Origin of the sequence: Iodobacter sp. (assembly GCF_025352645.1) — a bacterium.
Lineage (GTDB): Bacteria > Pseudomonadota > Gammaproteobacteria > Burkholderiales > Chitinibacteraceae > Iodobacter.
Genome location: NZ_JANXSO010000151.1, coordinates 1 through 22,067, shown reverse-complemented (window position 1 = coordinate 22,067; position 22,067 = coordinate 1). Strand labels below are relative to the sequence as shown.

Sequence of the window (22,067 nt, the reverse complement as noted above, 5' to 3'; positions counted from 1 at the left end):
AAAGGGAGCCGCTTGGCTCCCTCTGGTATTCAAGGCTTGATATGTGCTTAGTTTTTATGCGTTGTCTACTGGTCTAATTGGCTTAGTATTTGATAAGCCGCCGTCACCCGTGGTGAAATTGGATAGTTTTTATTAGCCAATATCACAATACCTATTTTTTTGGCAGGAATAAATGCCGCATAGGCCGCAAAGCCATTGGTGGAGCCGGTTTTATTTATCCATGCATTGGTTTGTGGCGCTAAAGGTGGGGTGATTTGATTGGTGGCTATTGCTTGAAGAGCCATTGTATTGCTATTGCCGGCCAGTAAAGTATTTAATTTCACCGGATAGACATATTGTTCCCAAATTAAGTCTTGGGTTATTTCGCCTGCTTTATAGTAGGCAGCATGGGTATTGATTAGTGCTTGTTGCCATTTGCTATCTATTTTGCCAATCTGCATATTAGCCTTTATAAATTTCAGTATATCTGCGGAGCTGGATTTTACGCCATAAGCTTCTGCCGCTAAAACACCTGGGTTGACTCTGACGGGCACATCTTTTGTAGTGTAGCCCTGAGCGTAATTTTTCATTTGGGCTGCAGGTACATTTATGTAGCTATCTTTCATTCCTAGCGCTGGGAATAATTTATTTTCAATCGCTTCTTCAAAAGAAGTATTCATGCTGTTTGCGCTAATCATGCCAAGCAAGCCAATGCTTGGGTTGGAATAAACGCGATGTGAGCCCGCTGCATAGCTAGGTTGCCATTTTTTAAAATAAGCCATTAATTGATCATTATTCTTAATTTCTTCAGGCACTTGCAGTGGCAAGCCGCCGGCGGTGTGCGTGGCCAGATTAAGCAGGCTGACTTTATCAAAGGCACTGCCACGTAAATAAGGCAAATGCTGGCTCACACTATCTGTAAATGAAAGCTGGCCATTGATTTGGGCATAAGAAGCCAGCGTGGCGGTCATGGTTTTGCTAATCGAGCCAATTTCAAATAGCGTATTTTGGCTAACGGCTTGTTTGCTCTCTTTTGATGCTAGGCCATAATTATAAAAATACTCCTTGCCATCAATGCTGATCGCAATAGCCATACCAGGGATGTTGAATTCTTTTTGGATAGGAGTTATTGCTATATTTACTATTTCTTTTATTTTATCTTGATCTATATTTTCTGCCGCATAGCTTAATGGGCTAATGCATCCTAGTAGCGTTATTGTTTTTATTAAATATATTATTTTTTTACGCATGAATAAGTACCTTTTTAAGTAATGAATATTGCATATTTAGGTGTGGATGGCGATATATAAGTCAGATTTTTTCTGCACCGTTAAATGAGCAACATATAGTAATAAAGGCTGTGCTATTTGGTAAATATACTATTTTGTAACATTTGTAACTTGGCTCTAGCTTATATAATCAGCTCATCCCAACGTCATTAGGTAATTTTATGCAAAGCATTCACGGCAAAGTAGTGTTAATTACGGGTGGAACAACAGGTATTGGCTTGGCTGCTGCAATGGCTTTTGTGGCGAATGGCGCCAAGGTTGTTGTGGCTGCACGTAATGTTGAACAAGGGGCCGAGGCCCAGTTGCAGCTTTCTAAGCTAGGTGATGCGGTTTTTTATGGCTGCGATGTGAGTAATCCTTTGTCTGTTGCTGCTTTGCTTCGTTTTACTGTTGAGCATTTTGGTCAGTTGAATGCAGCAGTGAACAGCGCCGCTTGTGATTTTACACCTGCAGCTACGCATGAAATGAGCTTTGAAATGGCGAGTAACACGATATCCACCGATGTTTTAGGTGTTTTTAATTGTATGCAGCAGCAGATTCAGGCGATGCTGCGCTTTGGTGGTGGCACGATTGTGAATGTGTCATCGGTAAATGGTTTGTCTGGTGCACCAACTGCAGCCATGTATAGCGCGGCCAAGCACGCGGTGATTGGGCTAACCCGCTCTACGGCAAAAGAGTATATCGGGCGTGGCGTTAGGATTAACGCGGTTTGCCCAGGCGCTACCGAAACACCACGCCGCACCCGCCGCACGGCACATCTCTCTGAAGATCACTTGCTTGAGCATCAAGCGCAGCTAGCAAAAGCCATCCCCATCGGCAGGCTTGCCCAAGCGAACGAAATTGCCAATGCCATCCTTTGGCTAAGTTCCGCCGCATCGTCGTATGTGGTGGGGCATAGCTTGGTGGTGGATGGCGGCTTGCATGCTTGAGTTTTGATACGGGGAATCGAAGCCATCGTGGCTGTTGCCATACGTGCTTTCTCGTAGTCGTGGATTTGCAACAAATTATAGAAAGGCTGTCGCGTATAATCCTTACACATGCATAATCCAGTGGATAAGTAATTAATAATAAACTTTGGAGAATGCAATGAAGGAGCAAATGACTTTACGCAGCAGACTTATTTTGGTGGCCGGGATTACTCTGCTGGCTTTTCTGACTATGGGCACGCTGATGTTGTTTCATTTTAAAGATGAAATGTTAAGTGGGCGTAAAGATAAAGTACGTAATCTAGCTGAAGCTGCGCAAACGGTGGTGGCGCATTTTGAACAGCAAAGCCGTGATGGAAAAATGGATCAGGCTACGGCGCAGGCCTCGGCCCTACAAGCTTTAAAGGCGATTCGTTACGATAAAAAAGAGTATTTTTGGGTGAATGATGAAAGCCCAAAAATGCTGATGCATGCCACTAAGCCAGAGCTGGTAGGCAAGGATCTATCTGCCTTAAAAGATCCAAATGGCAAGGCTTTGTTTTTGGAAATGGTGAAGGTGGTTAGAAGCGAGGGCGCTGGTTTTGTGGAATATCAATGGAGTAAGCCTGGCAGCACCGAGCCTGTGGATAAAATTTCTTATGTCCAAGGTTTTGCACCTTGGGGCTGGGTGATTGGTACGGGCGCTTATATTGACGATGTGGACGTTAAGTTTCGCAGTGCGTTGTATGTTTTGCTGCCACTGGGCCTACTGATGATGGCACTGGTGGCAGGTGCATTACTCATGCTTGGGCGCTATTTGTTTCAGCTACTGGGCGGGGAGCCGCAGGAGGCAGTGGCTTTGGCAAAAAGCGTAGCCAGTGGCCGTTTAGATCAGATGGTGAGCTGTAAAGCGGGCGATCAGGATAGCTTGATGGCTAGCATGCGCGATATGCAGCAGACCTTACGCAATATGATTGGTGAGGTGATTGGCGGAGCAGGGCAAATGAGCACAGCCGCTAGCAGCCTGAGTGCTAGCTCGGCCGAAGTGGCGTTGCGTGCCAGCGAGCAGAGCGAATCGGCATCGTCTATGGCGGCGGCGGTGGAGGAAATGTCGGTTTCGATCGATCATGTCACTGCTAACACCAGCGATGCACGCGGGCTGGCAGAATCCGCCAGAGAAATGTCGGGCCGTGGTGCGGTGGTGATTCATCGCGCTACCGCCGAGGTGCATAAGATTGCCGAGCTGGTGAAAGGCTCGGCGGTGAGGATTGAGGAGTTGGGCCGTCAGTCAGATAAAATCACCTCGATCGTCAGCACCATTAAAGATATCGCCGACCAGACCAATCTGCTGGCGCTGAATGCCGCGATTGAAGCGGCCAGAGCGGGCGAGCAGGGCCGAGGCTTTGCGGTGGTAGCCGATGAAGTGCGTAAGCTTGCCGAGCGCACCAGTAAATCTACGCAGGAAATTGCCGTGATGGTGGGGCAGATTCAAACCGGCACGCGAGAAGCCATTGTGCAAATGGAAAGCGGTGTAGAGCAGGCCAATGCCAGCGTGGCTTTAGCGAACGAGGCCGGTACGGCGATCGAAGATATTCGGAGTGGTGCGGAGCAGGTGCGCAGCGTGGTGGATAGCATTGGCAGCGCGATTCGGGAGCAAAGCATGGCGACAACCGAAATTGCCAAGGCGGTAGAGCAGATAGCCCAAAGGGCAGAGCTAGAAGCGCAGGAAATTCAGCAAAGCGCAGCATCTGCCCATGATTTACAAAACCTATCTGCTCGCTTATTGCAATCTGTGCAGCGGTTTAAGCTGTAAATATGGGACTAAGCGCTTAGGGCGTTTGCAACACATCACTCCCCTAAAGGTGGGCAAGGCTTGATCTTGCCCACGGCGGCCTATGAGCATGCCGCGTGGGCACCGTGCCTATTTTACAATATGACCTAAGTGGCTAGATCAAATCTAGCAACTGCCTAGCATAGGCATTTAAATTACCCGAAGGATCAATTTCTAGTTTTTTGGCTTCATTTAGCCTTAGGTAATTACCTTGGCTGCTGCGTTTATAGGCGGGGTCGTAGTGTTTGCTGATGAGCTCGCCAAATAGCTCGGCTTTTTGGCCTTGATCGATTAACTCATGCCAATGCGCCAACACCACTTTGCCGTGCATTTCGACCAGTCTGGCGAGCTTGTTTTTTAAGTGATCAGGCGCTTCAAATAGATGGGCATAGTCTTGGCATAAAAAGCGGATGCGGTCTGCAAAGCTGGCCTCAATGAGCACGCAATCGGCGGCGCGGATGGCCAGCATTAGGCTGGCGGGTAGATGGATTAGGCCAATGCGCTTGCTTTCTGCTTCCACAAACACCGGTTGGCTGGGGTCAAACATTGCTAGCTTAGCTATAAGCTGACTATCAAAGCTTTTTTGTGAAGGTTGCGCGCCTTCTGGGCTGGCCCCTAGCACCGAGCCGCGATGTTGGGCTATGCCTTCTAAATCCAGCGTTTGCGCGCCTGCTTGTTCTAGCGCGTGTAAAAGACGTGTTTTACCGCAGCCAGTGTGGCCCGCTAAAACAATAAAGCGGGCTGTGGTAGGGCGTTGCGCTAATTGCACTAATACATCGCCGCGATAAGCCTTATAGCCACCTTGTAATTGCCGTGCTTTCCAGCCAATTAAGTTAAACCACGTGGTCATCGAGCCAGAGCGCTTGCCGCCACGCCAGCAGTAAATCAGCGGACGCCAGTTTTTAGGCTTGTCTTTAAAGGTGGTAGCAAGGTGGATGCCTAGATTTTTTGCCACTAGGCCCGCGCCTAATTTGGTGGCGGCAAAAGGGTCTTGCTTATACAGCGTGCCCACAATCACCCGCTCTTCATTACTCAGCACCGGCGCATTAATGGCTCCGGGGATATGATCTTCGGCAAATTCAAGCGGGGTGCGTACATCAATCACCTCGTCAAAGCTGTGGAGGTCTGCTAAGGTCGCCAACAAATTTTTCACAATTATTTCACTATAAGCACAGGGGTTGGCCAATTGTCCCACGGCGCTATGCTTATCGCTGAAAAAATCACCTCGGCAAGGGTTTGGCTTTTTATATATTGAGGCTATCCCTTGCAATATTAGGAGTCTTGCCATGAGTACCAAGCTTACTCAGCTATCGCACGGCGGCGGCTGCGGCTGCAAAATTGCCCCAGCGGTTTTATCTGAAATGCTTTCTAAATTGCCAACGGCGGCATTATTTCCCAAGCTTTTGGTGGGCACAGAAACCTCAGATGATGCCGCCGTTTATTGGTTAAACGACGAGCAGGCACTGGTGGCCACCACCGATTTCTTTATGCCGATTGTGGACGATGCGTTTGATTTTGGCCGCATCGCTGCCACCAATGCGATCTCTGATATTTACGCCATGGGTGGCACGCCGATTATGGCTTTGGCGATTGTGGGCATGCCCGTCAATTTGCTGCCGATCGAAGATATCCAGCAAATTTTAGCCGGTGGCGCTGCCGTTTGTGCAACAGCAGGGATTCCGATTGCGGGCGGGCATTCGATCGATGCACCTGAGCCTATCTATGGCTTGGTGGCTCTAGGCTTGGTTCACCCCAAGCAGCTCAAAAAAAATAGTGACGCTAAAGCGGGCGATGTGCTGATTTTAGGCAAGCCGCTGGGCATTGGCATCTTAGGCACGGCCATGAAAAAAGGCCTGTTAGATGACGCCGGCTATAAGCAGCTGATTGATACCACGACCCAGCTGAATAAAGTGGGCGCAGATTTAGCCAAGCTAGCTGGTGTGCATGCACTGACCGATGTTACTGGCTTTGGCTTACTCGGCCATTTATTAGAAGTATGCCGAGGCGCAAAGCTGACTGCTCAAGTGCTGGCAAAAGACTTACCACTGCTATCCGCCGCTATCGGCTTTGCCAAGCAAGGCATCGGCCCAGGTGCCATCGAGCGCAATCTTGCCAGCTTTGCTAGAGACGTCGATTTTGCGACATCCGTGCCAGAGTGGCAGCAACGCATCATGGCCGACGCACAAACCTCTGGCGGTTTATTGGTTGCCTGCGCAGCAGAAAACGCCGCTGAAGTCTTAGCGATGTTCCACCAGCAAGGCTTTGCACAGGCGGCGGTGATTGGGCAGTTGGTGGATGGGGATGCGCAGGTGAGGGTAGCGTAATGCGTTTGCTTTGCTGCTAGATACTATTTATTGTAAGTAGCTGATTAGCCCGCTGTAATTAAGCCCGTTTAAATGGTTGTTTTACATGCCCTTTTCATTACAGCTTGCTGCATAATTGGGGTAATCAATCAGCGGGAGGATGGCAATGACGGCCTTAAAGCGCATCGTAATTGTAGGGGGAGGAGCTGGCGGTTTGGAGCTGGCAGTGAAACTGGGTGAAAAGCTGGGCCGCAAGGGCAAGGCGCATATCACCTTGATTGATGCTGCCCGCACCCATATCTGGAAGCCCCTTTTGCATCAGGTGGCCGCTGGCACTTTAGATAGCCATTCAGACGAGCTGGAATATCTTGCGCTGGCCCGCTGGCATCATTTTGATTATCGGCTAGGCCGCATGACGGGCTTAAATCGGGATAGTAAAGAAGTGGTGCTGGCTGCAACCCTCGATGAGGAAGACGGCAGCGAGCTGGTGCCAGAGCAAACGATTCCTTACGATGCACTGGTCATGGCACTGGGTAGCCAGACCAATGATTTTGGCACGCCAGGCGTGAGTGAGCACGCCATTATGCTCGATACCCCAGTGGCGGCAGAGCGTTTTAATAAGCGCTTTATTAATAGTTGTTTGCGTGCGCAGGCAAGGCGCAAGCAGGCAGGAGAAGGGCGCTTTACCGTGACCATTATTGGTGGCGGTGCAACGGGGGTGGAGCTATCGGCTGAGCTGCATATGGCCACAAGGATTATGAGCAGCTTTGGCTTTGCCAACATCCACCCCGAGCGCGATTTAAAAATTGTAATTGTTGATGCAGCGCCCCGTTTGCTATCCGTGCTGCCAGAGCGATTATCTAATGCCGTGGCGCTGGAGCTGCGCAAAATGGCGGTGGAGATTCACGCCAATGAGCGCGTGGTGGATGTGTCGGCATCTGGCGTAAAAATGGCATCAGGCAAGTTTATCCCTAGCGATTTGGTGGTATGGGCAGCGGGGATTAAGGCGGCTGATTTCTTAAAAGATATCGCTGGTTTAGAAAGCAATCGACTGAACCAGCTGGTCGTCAGTAAAACATTGCAAACCTCGCGCGACCCCGCCATCTTTGCGCTGGGTGACTGTGCTGCATGCCCACTGGATGATCAAGGCGGCATGGTTCCGCCCCGCGCCCAATCGGCGCATCAGCAGGCCATGCTGCTGGCAAAAAGCTTGCCGCTGTATCTGGCTGGCAAGCCTTTACCAGAATTTAAATATCAGGATTACGGCTCTTTAGTGTCGCTTGGTGAATACAGTACGGTGGGGAGCTTGATGGGTGGAATCGCCCGTGGCAGCCTATTTGTGGAAGGCCAGTTTGCCAAAATGATGTATTGGTCGCTCTATAAAAAGCATCAAGTGGCTGTGAATGGCTGGTTTAAAACCTGGCTATCAACTTGGGCCGAATGTATTGATAGGGTAAGTAAACCAAGGATTAAATTGCATTGATGTGTTTATTTTCTTGATTAGCCGCTTTACTCAGTCATTTCTAGCGTCATTTCCGTGTGGCGGGATCCAGTTGTGGGGTACTCCAAACCTCTGGATTCTTGCTAAAAACATTCGGGGATGACGCGCTTTTTGTCATTATTGGTACTGAGTAAAGCAGCAAGCCAGAGTTTATTTTGTGAACACATAATCTTAAAATATGAGGTGTTGTAGGGTGGGCAGGGTTTATCTGCCCACGCGTGCTAATGCGATTTACTGCTGAGCGGGCACTCCAAACGTAGCCACCCTACATTTACGTTTTTTAGTAGAAACAGTCACTATTTATGTTGTAAAGGCTTTGCCTTGCCAACTGCGGCATGGGCGGCCAGAATGTGCCTTCTTAAATCCACTCCCCCGTCTTAGCCCGCTATGAATTCCATTCGCCATCAAGCCCTGCGCGCACTACAAGCGGGCCACCCTAGCGATAAAGTTGCGCTGGTCCATGCTATTGAAGATGTACATCCACTGCAGTCTGATGAGGACATTATCGCCATCGGCCAAACGCCAGGCCTTTGCGATAAGCCGCCCTTGGTGCCACCAATGGATGTGCCTCGGCGCAAAATCAGTACGCCAGAAGGGCACGCCGCTCTGGTGCATGCCTTGGCACATATCGAGTTTAATGCGATTAATTTGGCGTTGGATATTCTTTGGCGCTTTGCAGGCCAGCCTGAAGATTTTTATCGCGATTGGCTTAAAGTGGCGCGGGAAGAGGCTTATCATTTTTCTTTGTTGCAAGCGCATTTAATTACGCTGGGCTACGCTTATGGCGATTTTACGGCGCATAACGGCTTATGGGATATGGCAGAAAGAACCAAGGGCGATTTGCTAGCTAGGTTGGCGTTGGTGCCGCGTACTTTGGAAGCACGAGGCTTAGATGTTACCCCGCAAATTCGCGACCGGCTCAAGCATCGCGGTGATGGAGCAGGAGCCGCAATTTTGGATATTATCTTGAGAGATGAAGTGGGTCATGTGGCGATTGGTAATCGTTGGTATAAGGCGCTGTGTGATGAGAGAGGGCTGGAGACGATCGCCACCTACACGCAATTGGCTTTGCAATATCAAGCCGCAAAACAGCGTGGGCCGTTTAATTTGGAGGCGCGCAGGGCTGCGGGGTTCAGCGAGGCTGAGCTGGCGGCATTACAGTTGCCGGATTAATGTTTTGCCTTTGGGTTCACCGGAGCGGGGGCTGCTGCAGGCTTAGGCTTGTTACGCTTGGGGATTAACTTTTTAAGATCAAAGGCGCCGGTCGCCACCACACCCAGCCCACCAGCAATAAGCAAGATATACCACAGGATGATAGTGCTGCCTGTGGGCTGCATAATAGTGCTGGCATAGAGCATTAATTCGGCAGCGGCGGCAGCCGCCAGTAAGAGTAATAAACTGGATAAAAACCAAGTCAGTAAGCGTAATTTGGCAAAGTTGGGGGCTAGCGTCAGCAGAACATAGCCACCAATACTAAAGACAGGAAACAATATCCAAAGCCCGATACTTGGAGTGATTTCAACAATGCCTAGGGGCGCGATCAGTAAGAGGCTACCTGCCAATAGGCCAAATACAATCAGCAAACTGCCAAATAATAGTAATGCCATGAGGCTAGCCTCCAGATTGAAATGCTCATCTCTTTATAGACTAAGTGCCTATTCTGACGCACTCAATAAAAAGGCGATTAAAACCCGACTATGCCGAGTTTTAATCGCCTTTATTGATGGCTGCTAATCTGAGTGATTTATTTTACAATCACATTGCTAAAGTCCTGACGGCTAAATGGGCTGATTTTATAGCTGCTTACATTGGGTTTAGTCAGTACCGCAGCAATAGGATGGGCTAATGGAATCCATAATGCTTGGTCATGAATGATTTTTTGCGCGGCTTCATAAAGCTTGGTTCTTGCCGCTTGATCGCTTATTTTTTTACCATTGCTAATCAGTTTATCCAGCTGCGGATCGCAATAGCGGGCAAAGTTCAGCCCTGATTCTACGGATGAGCAGGCAAATTGTGGCGTTAAAAAGTTATCTGGGTCGCCATTGTCGCCACTCCAGCCCATAAATAAGAGATCGTGCTCGCCCGATTTAGCACGTTTGATGAGCTCGCCCCATTCAATCACTTTTAGCTCGGCTTTTACGCCAATTTTGGCTAAATCGGCTTGCAGCATTTCGCCGCCTGCGCGTGGATTAGGGTTGAGTGTGCTGCCCGCAGGGCGTATCCATATTGTGGTGCTAAATCCATTCGGAAAGCCTGCTTCAGCCAGCAATTGCTTGGCCTTAGTTGGGTCATATTTGTAATCTTCTAAGTTGATATAGCTCCAAGTATTAGGCGGATAAGGGCCATCGGCTGCGGTGGCCGTACCGTCAAAAACTTGCTTTAAATAGGCTTTTTTATCAAAAGCGTAATTCAGTGCTTGGCGCACTTTTACATTGTCAAATGGCTTGTGCTGGCTATTAAAGGCAATAAATGCGGTAGAAAACGCCGGTGTATCAATCACTTTTAGGCTTTTATCTGCCCTTGCCGCTAATACATCCTGCGGCTTAGGTGAGAGTGCAATTTGGCACTCCCCCATTTTTAGTTTTTGTACTCGAATGGCGGCTTCTGGGGTAATGGCATAAATCAACTTATCAATTTTAGGCTTATTGCCAAAATAATTTGGTGCTACATCAAAGCGAATATTACTGTCCTTTTGATAACTCTTTAATATAAATGGGCCAGTGCCGATGGGCTTGCTATTTAAGTCGGAGGTTTTACCTGCGGCCAATAATTGATCGGCATATTCTGCCGAATAAATAGAAGCAAAGCCCATGGTGAGTAAGGCAGAGAAAGTGGCTTCAGGTGCATTTAAATCAAAGCGCACCGTTTGCGCATCTATTTTTTTAACGGCTTTGACATGCTTGGGTAATTGAAAGGTCTGCGCGTGTGGATAGCCATTGGCGGCACTCTTATGCCAAGGGTGATTGCTGTCTAGCATGCGGTTAAAGGTAAATACCACATCGTCGGCATTCAATGCCCGTGTGGGTTTAAAGTAATCGGTGCTATGAAAAGCGACATTCTTTCTTAGGGTAAAGGTATAGCTCAGCCCATCTGGGCTGATTTCCCATTTTTCGGCAAGGCTTGGTACCAGCTTGCCTGAGGCTGCATCGTAGTCAATTAGTCGATTAAATATAACGTCAGCAGAAGCATTAGTGGTAGTCAGTGAGTTGTATTGAACAACATCAAAGCCATCTGGGCTGGCTTCAGTGCACACCGTGAGCGGCTTGGCTTCTACGGTAACAGCCCAGAGTAAAGCAAATATGGGGAGCGATGAAATCAGGCGCATGGCAGATTCTCGATGGGTTATTTTTAGATAATACCGTGCTATCCGCGCTTTAAAAATGATTGTTTTGGCATATAGATAGCTGCTAATTGCTTTTATGACTCTAACATTTACTTTCTACTTGGTGTGCAGTGTCTTTCAATTATCTAATTTTGACTGGCGGCTAGCAGAGTTGCTCAATGGCTAAGCCCATAGCGCTATCGGCATCTTTCTTTAAAAACTCTTTACCCCCACGTAAATTGACGGACAACTCGGGCTGGCCTTGCTCATCAAATAAGAAGGTGCGGATAGGGGAAACAGTTTTTTTGCTGCAATTGATTTGTAGATCGGATTCGATACGGGTGATGCTGCCGTTTTCTGTTGGTTTAGGCTCGTGCAAATCATTACGGATGCGCGTTGTAATAATTGCACCTTTACGAAACTGGGTCTCCATCACCGAAATGGTGTTACCACTGCTGGTATGGCCTAGCTCTTTCCATCCTGCGGCATAACTTGGGGCGCTAAGATTAAATAAAAGGATGGCGGATAGTAGATATGTTTTCATTGGGGTTTCGCTTGGCAGATAGGCTGAGCTGATCTTAAAAGAATCTAGCTAGCACGGCGTGCGCCAAAGTACCCAAGGGGAAAAAACACGTTGAGCCAAGAAGGGGCCAGTAGGGCTGGGTCTACTGGTGTTTATTTTTTTCGCTGGCGATGTAAGGTCTGTGCGCTATGCCAGCAGGTCAGCATAATGGCAAGCCAAATAGGGATATAAGTGCCTAGGCCAGCGGTGCTAAATGGCTCGCCAAGGATAAACAGCGAAATCATAAATAGCATCACAGGCTCTACATAACCCAAAATACCGAGTAAGCCTATGGTGAGCAATTTGCTGGCCATTAAATAACAAACAAAGGCCGTTGCCGTCATGATGCCAAGGCAGGGAAGTAACACCCAGAGTATAGGCGTGCTTTGCAAGGCTGCTGAGGCAGCTGGATGTAGATAAACTAAGGCAATGGCTGCGGGTAAGATAAACAGCGTTTCTAGCAGAAAGCCGCTAAAGGGATCAAGATGCAAAGCCCTGCGTATCATTAAATACGGTGGGTAGCCTAAAGCGGTGACAAGTGTGACCCAAGAAAATGCACGGGTTAGCCAAAGCTCGTGCATAACGCCAAGTAATGCCAGAAAAACCGCAATCCATTGCAAGCGACTAGGGCGTTCTTTGTAAACAAAAAAGCCGACCAGCACCATCACTAAGGGCAATAAAAAGTAGCCGAGCGAGACTTCTTGTAAGCGGCCTTCTAGCGGAGCCCACATAAACATTAGCTGCTGAATCGCCAACAGCAATGCATTAACAGGTAGGGCCAGCCATAGGATAGGCTCGTGCTTAAAGCGTGCTAAGGTGCTGCGCATCTTTGGGCCATGCTTTAGCAGTGCTAAAAGCAGCAGCATGGCGGGTACGGTCCAGATTACACGCCAAGCAAAGATATCTAAGCCGTGCAAAGGAGTAAGTTGGGTGCTAAACCAGCCTAAAACTGAAAAAACCAGTGAGGCAATCAGCGAGAGTAGTAAACCTTGACCGGATAACATAAATGTTTTTTATTTGCGTTGGTGCGGGATAATACCACTTGTCGTGTAAGAACCGCTGTCACGGTTATCCCTTCTATTAATAAGAATAGTCATCAATATATAATGCGCGCCGACTTAAAGAACAGCATTGAAAAATGCTAAACTGCAGCGGTTGTTTAGTATAATTTGCTGTTTTTTTGCGACTTAAGCAATAAATGATGACTTGAAAGCGTGTTCGTAATGCTTAATATAATTATATTAGCAAGCTCGTTTTGTTAATGATGATTTATTGATTGGCTTATTATTTAATTTTTTCTAGCTAGTAAAATAAACAAAATAGACATAAAGTTAATTTAAGTAGTTGAATTTAAAAAAGCATGATCTTTAATGCTTAGGGGATTCACTTTATATCCTAATGCTGTAATAAAAGCACCATTTTAGTGGCACAAATATTGTGTGATCTACATCTTTATTGTTTATGCAGGATGGTAAGGTCTTATTTTTTTGCATGCTACTTGTTGGAAAGGCCAGCCTTTTTAGGGTAGGGGTGAGCGCCTACTACATAAAATACGTATGCCACTCCGCTTGTTTTTGTTATTTGTAATACATTTTTGCTTGGACTTTATTTCATAATTTATATGAGTTTGAGTGTTTTGTCGTTGTATGAATTTTTTATTTGTCTAATTAATCTGCTGGGTTTTATTTACAGCTCATTTTTTTCTTTTGCCCGTTAAGATGGTAAATCGCTATATCTTGTCATTGACTGAGAATTAAGCCATGGTAATCACAGATCTTGCTCCACTGCCTTTATGGCGTCATTTCGACACAATTTGTCGCTTCCCTCGCCCTTCTCGGCATGAATCTGCTTTGCGTGAGCATATCTTGTCGTGGGCATTAGGCCGTGGGTTGGCGGCGCAGTTGGATAGTGGTGGAAATTTAATTATTCGCAAGCCCGCGTCTCCAGGGATGGAAGATCGGCAAGGTGTGGTTTTGCAAGGCCACCTTGATATGGTGGCGCAAAAAAACGCTGGGCACACACATGATTTTATGACCGATCCTATTCGCACCCGCATCGAAAATGGCTGGGTGCATGCTGAGGGCACAACTTTAGGTGCAGATAATGGGATTGGGGTGGCGGCGGCCTTAGCCATGCTTGAGAGCAATTTGCCGCATGGCCCGCTTGAAGTATTGCTGACTATCGATGAAGAAAGCGGCATGACTGGCGCTCGATCATTGGAAGCGGGCTTATTGCAAGGTAAGTTACTTTTGAATTTAGATACTGAAGAGTGGGGCGAGGTTTACGTTGGTTGTGCAGGCGGGGTGGATGTTAGCTTAGGACGTAAATTAAGCACAGAGCCTCTTGCGGCGGGCTTTGATGTGTTTGAAATCGGCTTGACTGGCTTAGTTGGTGGCCATTCAGGCGTGGATATTCATTTAGAGCGCGGTAATGCGATTCGCTTATTGGCGCGGGTGATGAACGCCGCCAGCCGCGAGATTGAAGCCAAGTTGGTTTCTTTTCATGGTGGCACTTTGCGTAATGCGTTAGCACGTGAAGCTTTCGCTAAAATATCTGTAGCAGCGTGTGATGTGCCGCGTTTGGCCGAAATTGTGGATAGCTATCAAGCGCTATTTCGTGATGAATTAGCCGACACGGACCCAAATCTGACGCTTAGCCTAAAGCCATCGACTACCGATATCGTGCCTATTGCGGCTCATGCGCGCTTAGCGCTGGATTTACTGTTGGCCTTGCCACATGGCGTGCGCCGCTGGAGCAAATCTCTGCCTGGCGTGGTAGAAACCTCCAATAATCTAGGTGTAGTGAGCGTAGATAATGGGCGTTTTGAAGCGGTCTTGATGGTGAGATCACTCAAAAATATCCGCATGCGCGAGCTCGCCGATGCAATTACGGCAACAGGCCGCTTAGCGGGTTGTGTAGTAGAAGAAGAGGGCGAATATCCAGGTTGGACGCCCGATCTAAACTCAACCGCTTTAGCGCTGTTACAAAACACCTATCAGCAGCGCTATGGCAAGCAGCCAGCCGTGCAAGTGATTCATGCAGGCCTTGAGTGTGGCTTATTGGGGGCTGCCTATCCAAATATGGATATGGTGTCTTTTGGCCCTACTATCCGTGGCGCGCATTCTCCTGATGAGCGGGTAGAAATTGCCTCGGTAGCGTCGTTTTGGGAGCTGCTAGTTGATGCCTTAGCCGCCGTGCCTAAGGCATAAGCGCTGGATACAAAAAAGGCCTGCTCTTTTCAATAAGAGCAGGCCTTTTTTTTAATTAAGATGCCAATTTTAGCCCGACTACGCCGCTAACAATTAAGCATAAAAAGAAAATTCGAGTTGATCCTAGAGGATCGCCAAATAGCATAATGCCGCCAATTGTCACCCCTACTGCACCAAGCCCCGTCCAAATTGCATAGGCTGTACCTGCCGGAATGCCTTTCATCGCATAAGACAACAATGCCATATTCAAAAAAGATAAAACAATTGATCCTGCTACAGCCCAAGGATTAGGGTGTAATTGAATATATTTTAGGGATAAAGCCCAGATAATCTCAGTAAAAACGGCAACGCCTAATACCAACCAATAGCTCAACATAATAAGTGCCTTGCACACCACGGGCTAATAAACACACTCTATATCGGAAACCCGGAAGAAATACAGAGTAGGCCATTGTTACTTAAATCAGTTGCTGATTTAAGCCAATAGCATCAGCTAAGGGAGGGCATTTTCTGCGAATCACTCGCTTGCAGCAAGGGAAATAGTGGCTTGATAAACGTAAAAAAGCGGGCAAGGCTGCCCGCTTTTTATTGATAACACCGCTAAATTACTTGCTGGCATTAATTATATAGTGGGCCGCTGCAGCAAACTCTGCATCTGAGCCGCTATAACCGCCTTTAGGTGGCATTGCATTTAAGCCTTTAGTGGCAATGGCAATGGCGTTATCTACGCCATCTTTTAAGCGAGGAGCCCAAGCTGCCTTATCGCCAAATTTAGGTGCACCCGCTAGGCCAGCAGCGTGGCAAGCCATACACACTGAATCATAAATTTCTTTACCCTTAGTAGCTGGGTCTACTGCACCACCTGCCGCAGCACCTTCTACTTTAGGCTCTTCAAATTTAGCACCCGCTGAATTACCCATAAAGGCAACTGCACGTTTGACTTCATCATCCGTCAGATCAGCCGCGCCACCTTTAGCTGGCATTGCATTAAAACCTTTAATGGCGTGAGTCCAAAGGGTTTCAAAGCCTTTAGAAATACGCGCACCCCAAGCCGCAGCATCAGCAAACTTAGGAGCGCCTGCTAAGCCCGTGCCATGACAGGAAATACAGACGGCTTCGTAAACTGCTTTACCGCTTTTGGAGCCAGGAGGGCCACCATCTACAATCTTGATACTACCTACGGGCTGTAAGCGCGCTGACACTGCTTCTGTGGTCATTGTCGAGCGTGTGACATCAATGCCACTGCCTGACGTAAATAGCTTGATAAGCAGATAAACAAATAGCGGCACCCCAATCACTGCCGCCAGAATCATGCCAGCAATGCCCTTTGACGCTTTCACGTTGCTACCGCTCATTGTCATCCCTTTTTATGTAAGTTCATGAGTTGGAAATAAAACCATATATTATTGACGGGGATTATACCGACATTTTGTAGCAAGCAACAAAGCCTACACGTAGACTGATGCGCATAAACACGTTATTATTCGCTCCTTCCTCAAGTGCGCTCATAGCTCAGTTGGATAGAGTGTCAGTTTCCGAAGCTGAAGGTCGTAGGTTCGATTCCTACTGGGCGCACCAATAAAATCAAAGGTTTGCACTGCTTTAGGCAATAAAATAAAGCAGCAGCATCACCTCATCGCTGTATAGATACTCATCTAGTAACCCTAAAGTAATCATTGGCTTTGCTGTTGCATATCGCAGCGATATCGCTGATTTTTCAAAAAGTTGGCTGATTATTTATGTACTGAGTTGCTCAGTTATTGATTACTTTTATAGATTAGCCAAGATGTAATCAATCAATCGATCAGGTTTATCGGCTGCTATGGCTAATTTATGCTTGTAAGCGAGCTTAAAAATGAGGCGGAGGATGATCTTGCCTTATGCGAGCTTAGCTGTGGGTTTTTGTAATTTAGTGTCATATCCCGCATGATTTTCACTTTTTAAAGTGCCTAATACCTGATCGCTAAATAATGCATGACAAGTTTTCATAAGTTTTAAGCGCGCTAAAAAAGCGTCATACCGAGTGTTTTGCCGGGGATCTAAGTGGTGTAGCTGGATTTTTGCCCCAGACTAAAGTGAAGCTCGAAAAAACGATCGGATCTCATCATCCGCGCCTTGTATTATTTAGAAATATAGGTTTTTTTGAGGTTCTCTAAAGCTGCCAAGGGCAGGTTTGAACGCGGGAATGGAGATGCTGATTATTCTTAATGCCCATTAACTTATGACGCAGTACTTACTTTAAATAGGATTTAATAATTTGCAGTAGCACTTCTGAATCTTTTTGCCTTAGGGCTAGGTCTGGCTCTTGCACAATATGCTCCGTTAAATGGCCTTCAATCACCGCAGTCATTAATCCATTTACAGCGCCACGAATAGCGGCAATCTGCTGAAGAATGGCTATGCAATCTGGGACTTCATTGAGTTGTTTTTCTAGCGCGGTGGCTTGGCCCTGTATGCGCCTAACGCGCGTAAGTAGCTTGGCTTTATCTCGGTTTGTGTGCGTCATATGGGCTGATCTCTGTATACAAAAACGGAGTGCAGATTAGCATATTTATACTGGGGGGTAGTATCATGCAAAGATCAAAACGAATGCTACCCCCCCATGACTGACTTTTCTACTCTTTTGCAGCAGGGAAATGCCTGGCTGTTTATCCCCAGTGCCATCTTACTGGGGGCCTTGCATGGGCTAGAGCCTGGGCATTCAAAAACCATGATGGCTGCTTTTATTGTTGCGGTGCGTGGTACGGTTGCTCAGGCCGTGTTGCTTGGGCTTTCGGCTACGCTTTCGCATACGGCTGTCGTTTGGGCGATTGCTATGGCGGGTTTGTATTTTGGGCAAAGCTGGAATGCAGAGGCCACTGAGCCTTATTTTCAGCTTGCTTCCGCCGTGCTGATTATTGCGGTTGCAATATGGATGATGTGGCGAACATGGCGGCAGCAGTTTATTGCCCACGATCATAACCATCATGATACCAAGCAAATCGATACAGGTCATGGCTTGTTGCGCTTAGAGGTATTTGAAGACGGTGTACCGCCCCGTTTTCGTGTACTTAAAGAAAGCGCGCAAGCCACGGCTTGGAGTGCAGATCAGCTGCATATTGAAACAGAAAGAAGTGATGGTCAGCGCCAGCATTTCACGTTTATCCAGCGCGATGGCTTTGTAGAATCTGAGCAAGAAATCCCTGAGCCTCATGAGTTTATCGCCCGTTTACGCTTAGGCCACGCACACCATAGCCATGAGTATGAGGTAGAGTTTACCGAGCACGATCATCACCATGCAGATGATCAGGGGCTGGATGTTTCGGCTGCCGGCTATCAAGACCCGCATGAGCGTGCACATGCCAATGATATTCGCCGCCGTTTTGCCGATCGGCAAGTCACTACTGGCCAAATTATTATGTTTGGCCTTACTGGTGGGCTGATCCCTTGCCCTGCTTCTATTACCGTGCTGCTGCTGTGTTTACAGTTAAAGAAAATCGCCCTTGGCGCTACGCTAGTGCTGTGTTTTAGTATTGGATTAGCTCTGACGATGGTGGCTTCTGGCATGCTGGCTGCGCTGAGCGTTAAACACGTGGCCACCCGCTGGAATGGTTTTGGTGAGTTTGCCCGCAAAGCGCCGTACTTTTCTGGTGGGCTGATTTGCTTAGTTGGGCTTTATCTTGCTTATCAGGGAGCGTATGCCCTGATGTAATTCAGATCGGCAGGTGATCTTGCTTTGGTCTTTATCCCTTTACCGCAGAAATTATGTCAATGAAATATATGGCTTAAATATCGCACCAAGAACCCTGTTAATAGCGCTGCGGCTAAGGCGGGGGCAAAGGCGAGCAGGCCTATTTGGATGGCTAGCGGTGTCCAGACTAAAAAGAACACGCTAAAGCCGGTGAGGCCGATTAAAAATCCCCGTAACTGCAGTAGCAAAGGGTTGCGGCCTGTGTTGGCAAGGGTAAATGCTGGAATAACGGTGGCTGCCACCGGAAACCCCGCCAGTACGCCCGTCATGGTGCTGCCCAGCATTAAAGACAAGCTAGATAAGCCAAGCACCAGCAATAGCGCCGCCAGCATACGGGCGTAAAGCTCAATTTTAGGCAGCGACGAGCTATTGATCGCCTGTGGGCGCGGGATAAAATAAATGGCAATCCACAGCCCAGCCAGCACGCTGACGCTAACAAAACCGGACGACGCTAGCCCGCTGCCAGCCAGCGCAAAAGCCACCGCTAAATAGGCCACCCATCCGGCGATAATCGTACCCTGCCAAGCAAAATAGCGGCTGGCATGGGCCAGCACCAGCATATACACCACATTAGCCCACAGCCCCGCCGATGCCGACCCTGCCACTTTGATTGCATATTCTGGGCCATGCTCTAGCCACAGCGTGAGGATAATTGGGATAGCAACCAGCGGTAGACCGCCCAGCAGCCCAGCAATCTGGGGCCCCCAACGCCGCCCAGCCAGACTGGCCGCGGCAATCAGCAGTGGGGCGGCAAAGAGTTTAACGATTAAGGCATTTGCTGGCATGAGCGCTCGTTGGAAAAAAGTGTGGGGTGGGTATGTTTTTATGCCCATGCATTAAATCTGCATGGCAATGTGCTGTAGGGGCGTGCCGTGCCCTTGGTGAATGTACGGGTGGGCATGCCCCTCCGTGTTACGAGCCACGCATAAACATTTTATCCAGCTCGTTCAGCGTCATTCTGAACCAAGTGGGACGGCCGTGATTGCATTGACCGCTGCGTTCGGTGTTTTCCATTTGGCGCAGTAGGGCATTCATTTCGGTAATGGTTAGGCTGCGGTTGGCACGTACCGAGCCGTGGCAAGCCATAGTGGCGAGTAGTTCATTTTGCCTGCCTGCCAACACTTCACTCGCGCCTACGGTACGAATATCTTTGAGTACGGCTTGCGCCAGCTCAATCGGATTGGCGTCTTTCAGCAGCATGGGCAGGGCGCGGATAGCCAGCTGGGTGGGGGATTGCACCGAGATCTCAAAGCCAATCGCTTCCAGCGTCGCCGCGTTGTCTTCTACCGTGGCCACATCGTGTTTGTCCGCAGGAAAAACATGCGGGATGAGCAGTGGCTGGGTGGGCATTTGCTGCAGATCGAGGGCATTTTTAAGCTGCTCATACACCACGCGTTCATGCGCGGCGTGCATATCCACCACGATCAGCCCTTCGGCGTTTTGTGCCAAAATATAAACACCGTGCAGCTGTCCGAGTGCAAAGCCCAGCGGGGGTACGGTATCAGAGCTGCTGGCATTTTGAATTGCTGGCGCAATGTAGGTGGGCTGAGCCAGTGCGCTGATCGGTATGGCGGGCGCACGGGTGGATGGCATGGCGGGCATATCTAAACTGGCGAGCAGATTTTCTGCACCGGCAGCGTTAGATTCATTGTTTTGGCCACGCTTTAAATCACCAAACATCGTTTCATAAAACGCCATCGGAGCCTGCACACGCGGCTGCAGCGGAATATTCCCCTGCTGCTTATAAGCCATTTCTGCGTAATTTTTAGGTGTTAAGGCTGGGGTTGGGGCCATCGCACTAGAGTCTGGTGCGGCAATTTCGCCGGTTTCAGGATCGATGCCAGCAGGCGTTGTGCCCGCGCGGGTGCCTGCGAGCGCTTTCTTTAGGCTGGTGAGCATAAAACGGTAAATCGCTTGCGATTCACGAAAGCGCACTTCAATTTTGGTTGGGTGAACGTTGACATCCACCCCTTCAGGATCCAGCTCTAAAAACAAGCAATAAGCGGCGTGTTTATCGTGGTGGAGCACATCGCGGTAAGCTTCACGCAGTGCGTGTTGCACCACTTTATCCCGTACAAAGCGGCCATTTACAAAGAAATACTGCGCATCGCGGCTGGATTTACCCAGCGTTGGCGAGCCAGTAATCCCCCACAGGCGTAAGCCGCCAAATCCTTCATCTACCTGCACGCCTGAGGCTACAAACTCATCGCCTAAAATCGCCGCCGCGCGTTTGGCTAAATCACCCGCCAAAAGGCGCAGCTGGGCGCGGCCATTATGGGTGAGCGTAAATTGTACGCCAGGGTTGGCTAGCGCTAGCCGCTGCACCATATCGCTGCAATGCGCAAATTCGGTGGATTCTGATTTTAAAAATTTACGCCTAGCCGGTACTTGGTAATACAACTCGTGAATTTCAATCGCGCTACCTTGGCTGAGCGATGTTGGCTCGGGCTCGCTGACATGGCCGTTATCGGCATCTACCCGCCAGGCGTAATCAGAGCCTTCTTCACGGCTGCTGAGTGTAAGCCTTGAAACCGAGGCAATACTCGCCAGCCCTTCACCCCTAAAGCCCAGTGTGGCCACTTTTTGCAAATCATCCAAATCACGGATTTTACTGGTGGCGTGGCGGTGCAGCGCCAGTGGCAGCTCGTCTTTGGCAATGCCGCAGCCATCGTCAATCACCTTAATCAGCTTAGTGCCACCCGCCAATAGCTCGATATTTAGGCTTTGGCTGCCTGCATCTAGGCTGTTTTCAAGCAGCTCTTTTAGCGCAGAAGCAGGGCGCTCTACCACCTCACCCGCGGCGATTTGGTTGATTAAATGGTCGGGTAATTGCTGGATACGTGGCATAGGGGCGGGAGTGTGTTGATCAGGTAGCCGCGATTATACCTGTGTATCTGCTGTAAGCCTTGGGCACGATTGCCGCACTGTTGGGCATCGCCTTGGATTACTGATTAGGTGCGGTGATTTAGATTAATTAAACTGATTATGTCTCCTGCTCAATAACGCCGATGTAAACCTATTTTTTAGAACCACGCTCTGTTTTTGGATTGCTAGGGTGGGTGTAACCGGCGAACAACACTGAATAAAGACGCAGGTTGCACCCCAATCCTATCAACTTAAGCAATATGCTATTTGTAGGGCGGGTGCAACCCGCGAGTAGTGCTGAAAAAAACGCGGGTTGCACTCGCCCTACGATATTGATGAGGCGTTTGACTAAGAGACATAATCAGGTAACTATTAATTGCACTTATTTGCTGTAATTTTGCTTTTGTATGGATTGAACTGCACAAAGTGATTCCTGATTATGTCTCTTGCTCCGGAACCCTTGATTTAGCAATTCGTGCGGCGTAAAGTGAACGAACGTTCTGCTTTACGGAGGTGAATCATGTCCGTCAATGGCATCCAAATGCAAAAGGGCTTGTCTTTGCCTGAGTTC

18 protein-coding genes and 1 tRNA gene are annotated in these 22,067 nt (G+C 48.5%); 8 read left to right on the top strand and 11 right to left on the bottom strand.

Going from position 1 to position 22,067, the window contains the following annotated elements:
- Window positions 1-65: 65 nt before the first annotated feature.
- Window positions 66-1,229: a class C beta-lactamase gene (ampC, locus tag Q0R17_RS17170; protein WP_293937183.1), complete on the bottom strand. Its 1,164-nt coding sequence runs from the start codon at window positions 1,227-1,229 to the stop codon at window positions 66-68.
- A 200-nt stretch (window positions 1,230-1,429) separates the two neighbouring features.
- Between ampC and Q0R17_RS17165 the strand changes: the two genes are divergently transcribed.
- Window positions 1,430-2,197 (top strand): SDR family NAD(P)-dependent oxidoreductase, encoded by a 768-nt coding sequence (locus tag Q0R17_RS17165; protein WP_293937180.1) that lies wholly within the window; start codon window positions 1,430-1,432, stop codon window positions 2,195-2,197.
- 169 nt (window positions 2,198-2,366) lie between these two features.
- The gene (locus Q0R17_RS17160; protein WP_293937178.1) at window positions 2,367-3,986 is read left to right on the top strand and encodes a methyl-accepting chemotaxis protein; all 1,620 of its coding nucleotides are present in this window, start codon (window positions 2,367-2,369) and stop codon (window positions 3,984-3,986) included.
- A gap of 133 nt (window positions 3,987-4,119) precedes the next feature.
- On the opposite strand, the gene mnmH is transcribed toward Q0R17_RS17160, so the two are convergent.
- The gene (gene mnmH, locus Q0R17_RS17155; RefSeq protein WP_293937176.1) at window positions 4,120-5,157 is read right to left on the bottom strand and encodes a tRNA 2-selenouridine(34) synthase MnmH; all 1,038 of its coding nucleotides are present in this window, start codon (window positions 5,155-5,157) and stop codon (window positions 4,120-4,122) included.
- A 133-nt stretch (window positions 5,158-5,290) separates the two neighbouring features.
- Here mnmH and selD point away from each other — a divergent pair, with 133 nt between their 5' ends.
- The 3 genes from selD to Q0R17_RS17140 all read left to right on the top strand — a co-directional run bounded on the left by selD (window position 5,291) and on the right by Q0R17_RS17140 (window position 8,981).
- The gene (gene selD, locus Q0R17_RS17150) at window positions 5,291-6,328 is read left to right on the top strand and encodes a selenide, water dikinase SelD (protein ID WP_293937174.1); all 1,038 of its coding nucleotides are present in this window, start codon (window positions 5,291-5,293) and stop codon (window positions 6,326-6,328) included.
- 145 nt (window positions 6,329-6,473) lie between these two features.
- Complete coding sequence (locus tag Q0R17_RS17145; RefSeq protein WP_293937171.1) at window positions 6,474-7,790, top strand: NAD(P)/FAD-dependent oxidoreductase; 1,317 nt, start codon at window positions 6,474-6,476, stop codon at window positions 7,788-7,790.
- 405 nt (window positions 7,791-8,195) lie between these two features.
- Window positions 8,196-8,981: a ferritin-like domain-containing protein gene (locus Q0R17_RS17140; RefSeq protein ID WP_293937169.1), complete on the top strand. Its 786-nt coding sequence runs from the start codon at window positions 8,196-8,198 to the stop codon at window positions 8,979-8,981.
- Here the strand turns inward: Q0R17_RS17140 and Q0R17_RS17135 are convergent.
- The 4 genes from Q0R17_RS17135 to rarD form a co-directional block, all read right to left on the bottom strand.
- Complete coding sequence (locus tag Q0R17_RS17135; RefSeq protein WP_293937166.1) at window positions 8,978-9,415, bottom strand: hypothetical protein; 438 nt, start codon at window positions 9,413-9,415, stop codon at window positions 8,978-8,980. The genes Q0R17_RS17140 and Q0R17_RS17135 overlap by 4 nt on opposite strands.
- Before the next feature lie 137 nt (window positions 9,416-9,552).
- Entirely contained in the window at window positions 9,553-11,133 is a 1,581-nt protein-coding gene (locus tag Q0R17_RS17130; RefSeq protein ID WP_293937163.1) for an ABC transporter substrate-binding protein, read from the bottom strand.
- A 160-nt stretch (window positions 11,134-11,293) separates the two neighbouring features.
- The gene (locus Q0R17_RS17125; RefSeq protein WP_293937160.1) at window positions 11,294-11,674 is read right to left on the bottom strand and encodes a hypothetical protein; all 381 of its coding nucleotides are present in this window, start codon (window positions 11,672-11,674) and stop codon (window positions 11,294-11,296) included.
- A gap of 131 nt (window positions 11,675-11,805) precedes the next feature.
- Window positions 11,806-12,696 (bottom strand): EamA family transporter RarD, encoded by an 891-nt coding sequence (gene rarD, locus Q0R17_RS17120; protein WP_293937158.1) that lies wholly within the window; start codon window positions 12,694-12,696, stop codon window positions 11,806-11,808.
- Window positions 12,697-13,452: 756 nt separating this feature from the next.
- On the opposite strand from rarD, the gene Q0R17_RS17115 reads away from it, so the two are divergent.
- Complete coding sequence (locus Q0R17_RS17115; protein ID WP_293937156.1) at window positions 13,453-14,901, top strand: aminoacyl-histidine dipeptidase; 1,449 nt, start codon at window positions 13,453-13,455, stop codon at window positions 14,899-14,901.
- 55 nt (window positions 14,902-14,956) lie between these two features.
- Here Q0R17_RS17115 and Q0R17_RS17110 read toward each other — a convergent pair whose 3' ends face one another.
- Both Q0R17_RS17110 and Q0R17_RS17105 read right to left on the bottom strand, forming a co-directional pair.
- The gene (locus tag Q0R17_RS17110) at window positions 14,957-15,277 is read right to left on the bottom strand and encodes a multidrug efflux SMR transporter (RefSeq protein ID WP_293937154.1); all 321 of its coding nucleotides are present in this window, start codon (window positions 15,275-15,277) and stop codon (window positions 14,957-14,959) included.
- Window positions 15,278-15,506: 229 nt separating this feature from the next.
- Window positions 15,507-16,256 carry a cytochrome c5 family protein gene (locus Q0R17_RS17105; protein ID WP_293937153.1) on the bottom strand — a complete coding sequence of 250 codons (750 nt, stop codon included), beginning with the start codon at window positions 16,254-16,256 and terminating at the stop codon, window positions 15,507-15,509.
- Between the two features lie 146 nt (window positions 16,257-16,402).
- Between Q0R17_RS17105 and Q0R17_RS17100 the strand changes: the two genes are divergently transcribed.
- Window positions 16,403-16,479, top strand: a tRNA-Arg gene (locus Q0R17_RS17100).
- Between the two features lie 655 nt (window positions 16,480-17,134).
- Here the strand turns inward: Q0R17_RS17100 and Q0R17_RS17095 are convergent.
- Complete coding sequence (locus Q0R17_RS17095; RefSeq protein WP_293937151.1) at window positions 17,135-17,407, bottom strand: metal/formaldehyde-sensitive transcriptional repressor; 273 nt, start codon at window positions 17,405-17,407, stop codon at window positions 17,135-17,137.
- Window positions 17,408-17,503: 96 nt separating this feature from the next.
- On the opposite strand from Q0R17_RS17095, the gene Q0R17_RS17090 reads away from it, so the two are divergent.
- The gene (locus Q0R17_RS17090) at window positions 17,504-18,592 is read left to right on the top strand and encodes a nickel/cobalt efflux protein RcnA (protein ID WP_293937149.1); all 1,089 of its coding nucleotides are present in this window, start codon (window positions 17,504-17,506) and stop codon (window positions 18,590-18,592) included.
- A 56-nt stretch (window positions 18,593-18,648) separates the two neighbouring features.
- On the opposite strand, the gene Q0R17_RS17085 is transcribed toward Q0R17_RS17090, so the two are convergent.
- Window positions 18,649-19,416, bottom strand: coding sequence for a hypothetical protein (locus Q0R17_RS17085; RefSeq protein ID WP_293937147.1), 768 nt, complete (start codon window positions 19,414-19,416; stop codon window positions 18,649-18,651).
- A gap of 127 nt (window positions 19,417-19,543) precedes the next feature.
- Window positions 19,544-21,478 carry a DNA mismatch repair endonuclease MutL gene (gene mutL, locus Q0R17_RS17080; RefSeq protein WP_293937144.1) on the bottom strand — a complete coding sequence of 645 codons (1,935 nt, stop codon included), beginning with the start codon at window positions 21,476-21,478 and terminating at the stop codon, window positions 19,544-19,546.
- Window positions 21,479-22,067 lie beyond the last annotated feature (589 nt).

Bases quoted from the DNA above. Each gene is read 5' to 3' on its own strand.
- Q0R17_RS17085 (WP_293937147.1), bottom strand. From the start codon at position 19,416: ATGCCAGCAAATGCCTTAATCGTTAAACTCTTTGCCGCCCCACTGCTG.
- Q0R17_RS17130 (WP_293937163.1), bottom strand. From the start codon at position 11,133: ATGCGCCTGATTTCATCGCTCCCCATATTTGCTTTACTCTGGGCTGTT.
- selD (WP_293937174.1), top strand. From the start codon at position 5,291: ATGAGTACCAAGCTTACTCAGCTATCGCACGGCGGCGGCTGCGGCTGC.
- Q0R17_RS17165 (WP_293937180.1), top strand. From the start codon at position 1,430: ATGCAAAGCATTCACGGCAAAGTAGTGTTAATTACGGGTGGAACAACA.
- Q0R17_RS17140 (WP_293937169.1), top strand. From the start codon at position 8,196: ATGAATTCCATTCGCCATCAAGCCCTGCGCGCACTACAAGCGGGCCAC.
- rarD (WP_293937158.1), bottom strand. From the start codon at position 12,696: ATGTTATCCGGTCAAGGTTTACTACTCTCGCTGATTGCCTCACTGGTT.
- Q0R17_RS17145 (WP_293937171.1), top strand. From the start codon at position 6,474: ATGACGGCCTTAAAGCGCATCGTAATTGTAGGGGGAGGAGCTGGCGGT.
- Q0R17_RS17135 (WP_293937166.1), bottom strand. From the start codon at position 9,415: ATGGCATTACTATTATTTGGCAGTTTGCTGATTGTATTTGGCCTATTG.
- Q0R17_RS17095 (WP_293937151.1), bottom strand. From the start codon at position 17,407: ATGACGCACACAAACCGAGATAAAGCCAAGCTACTTACGCGCGTTAGG.
- ampC (WP_293937183.1), bottom strand. From the start codon at position 1,229: ATGCGTAAAAAAATAATATATTTAATAAAAACAATAACGCTACTAGGA.
- Q0R17_RS17110 (WP_293937154.1), bottom strand. From the start codon at position 15,277: ATGTTGAGCTATTGGTTGGTATTAGGCGTTGCCGTTTTTACTGAGATT.
- Q0R17_RS17115 (WP_293937156.1), top strand. From the start codon at position 13,453: ATGGTAATCACAGATCTTGCTCCACTGCCTTTATGGCGTCATTTCGAC.
- Q0R17_RS17090 (WP_293937149.1), top strand. From the start codon at position 17,504: ATGACTGACTTTTCTACTCTTTTGCAGCAGGGAAATGCCTGGCTGTTT.
- Q0R17_RS17125 (WP_293937160.1), bottom strand. From the start codon at position 11,674: ATGAAAACATATCTACTATCCGCCATCCTTTTATTTAATCTTAGCGCC.
- Q0R17_RS17160 (WP_293937178.1), top strand. From the start codon at position 2,367: ATGACTTTACGCAGCAGACTTATTTTGGTGGCCGGGATTACTCTGCTG.
- Q0R17_RS17105 (WP_293937153.1), bottom strand. From the start codon at position 16,256: ATGAGCGGTAGCAACGTGAAAGCGTCAAAGGGCATTGCTGGCATGATT.
- mutL (WP_293937144.1), bottom strand. From the start codon at position 21,478: ATGCCACGTATCCAGCAATTACCCGACCATTTAATCAACCAAATCGCC.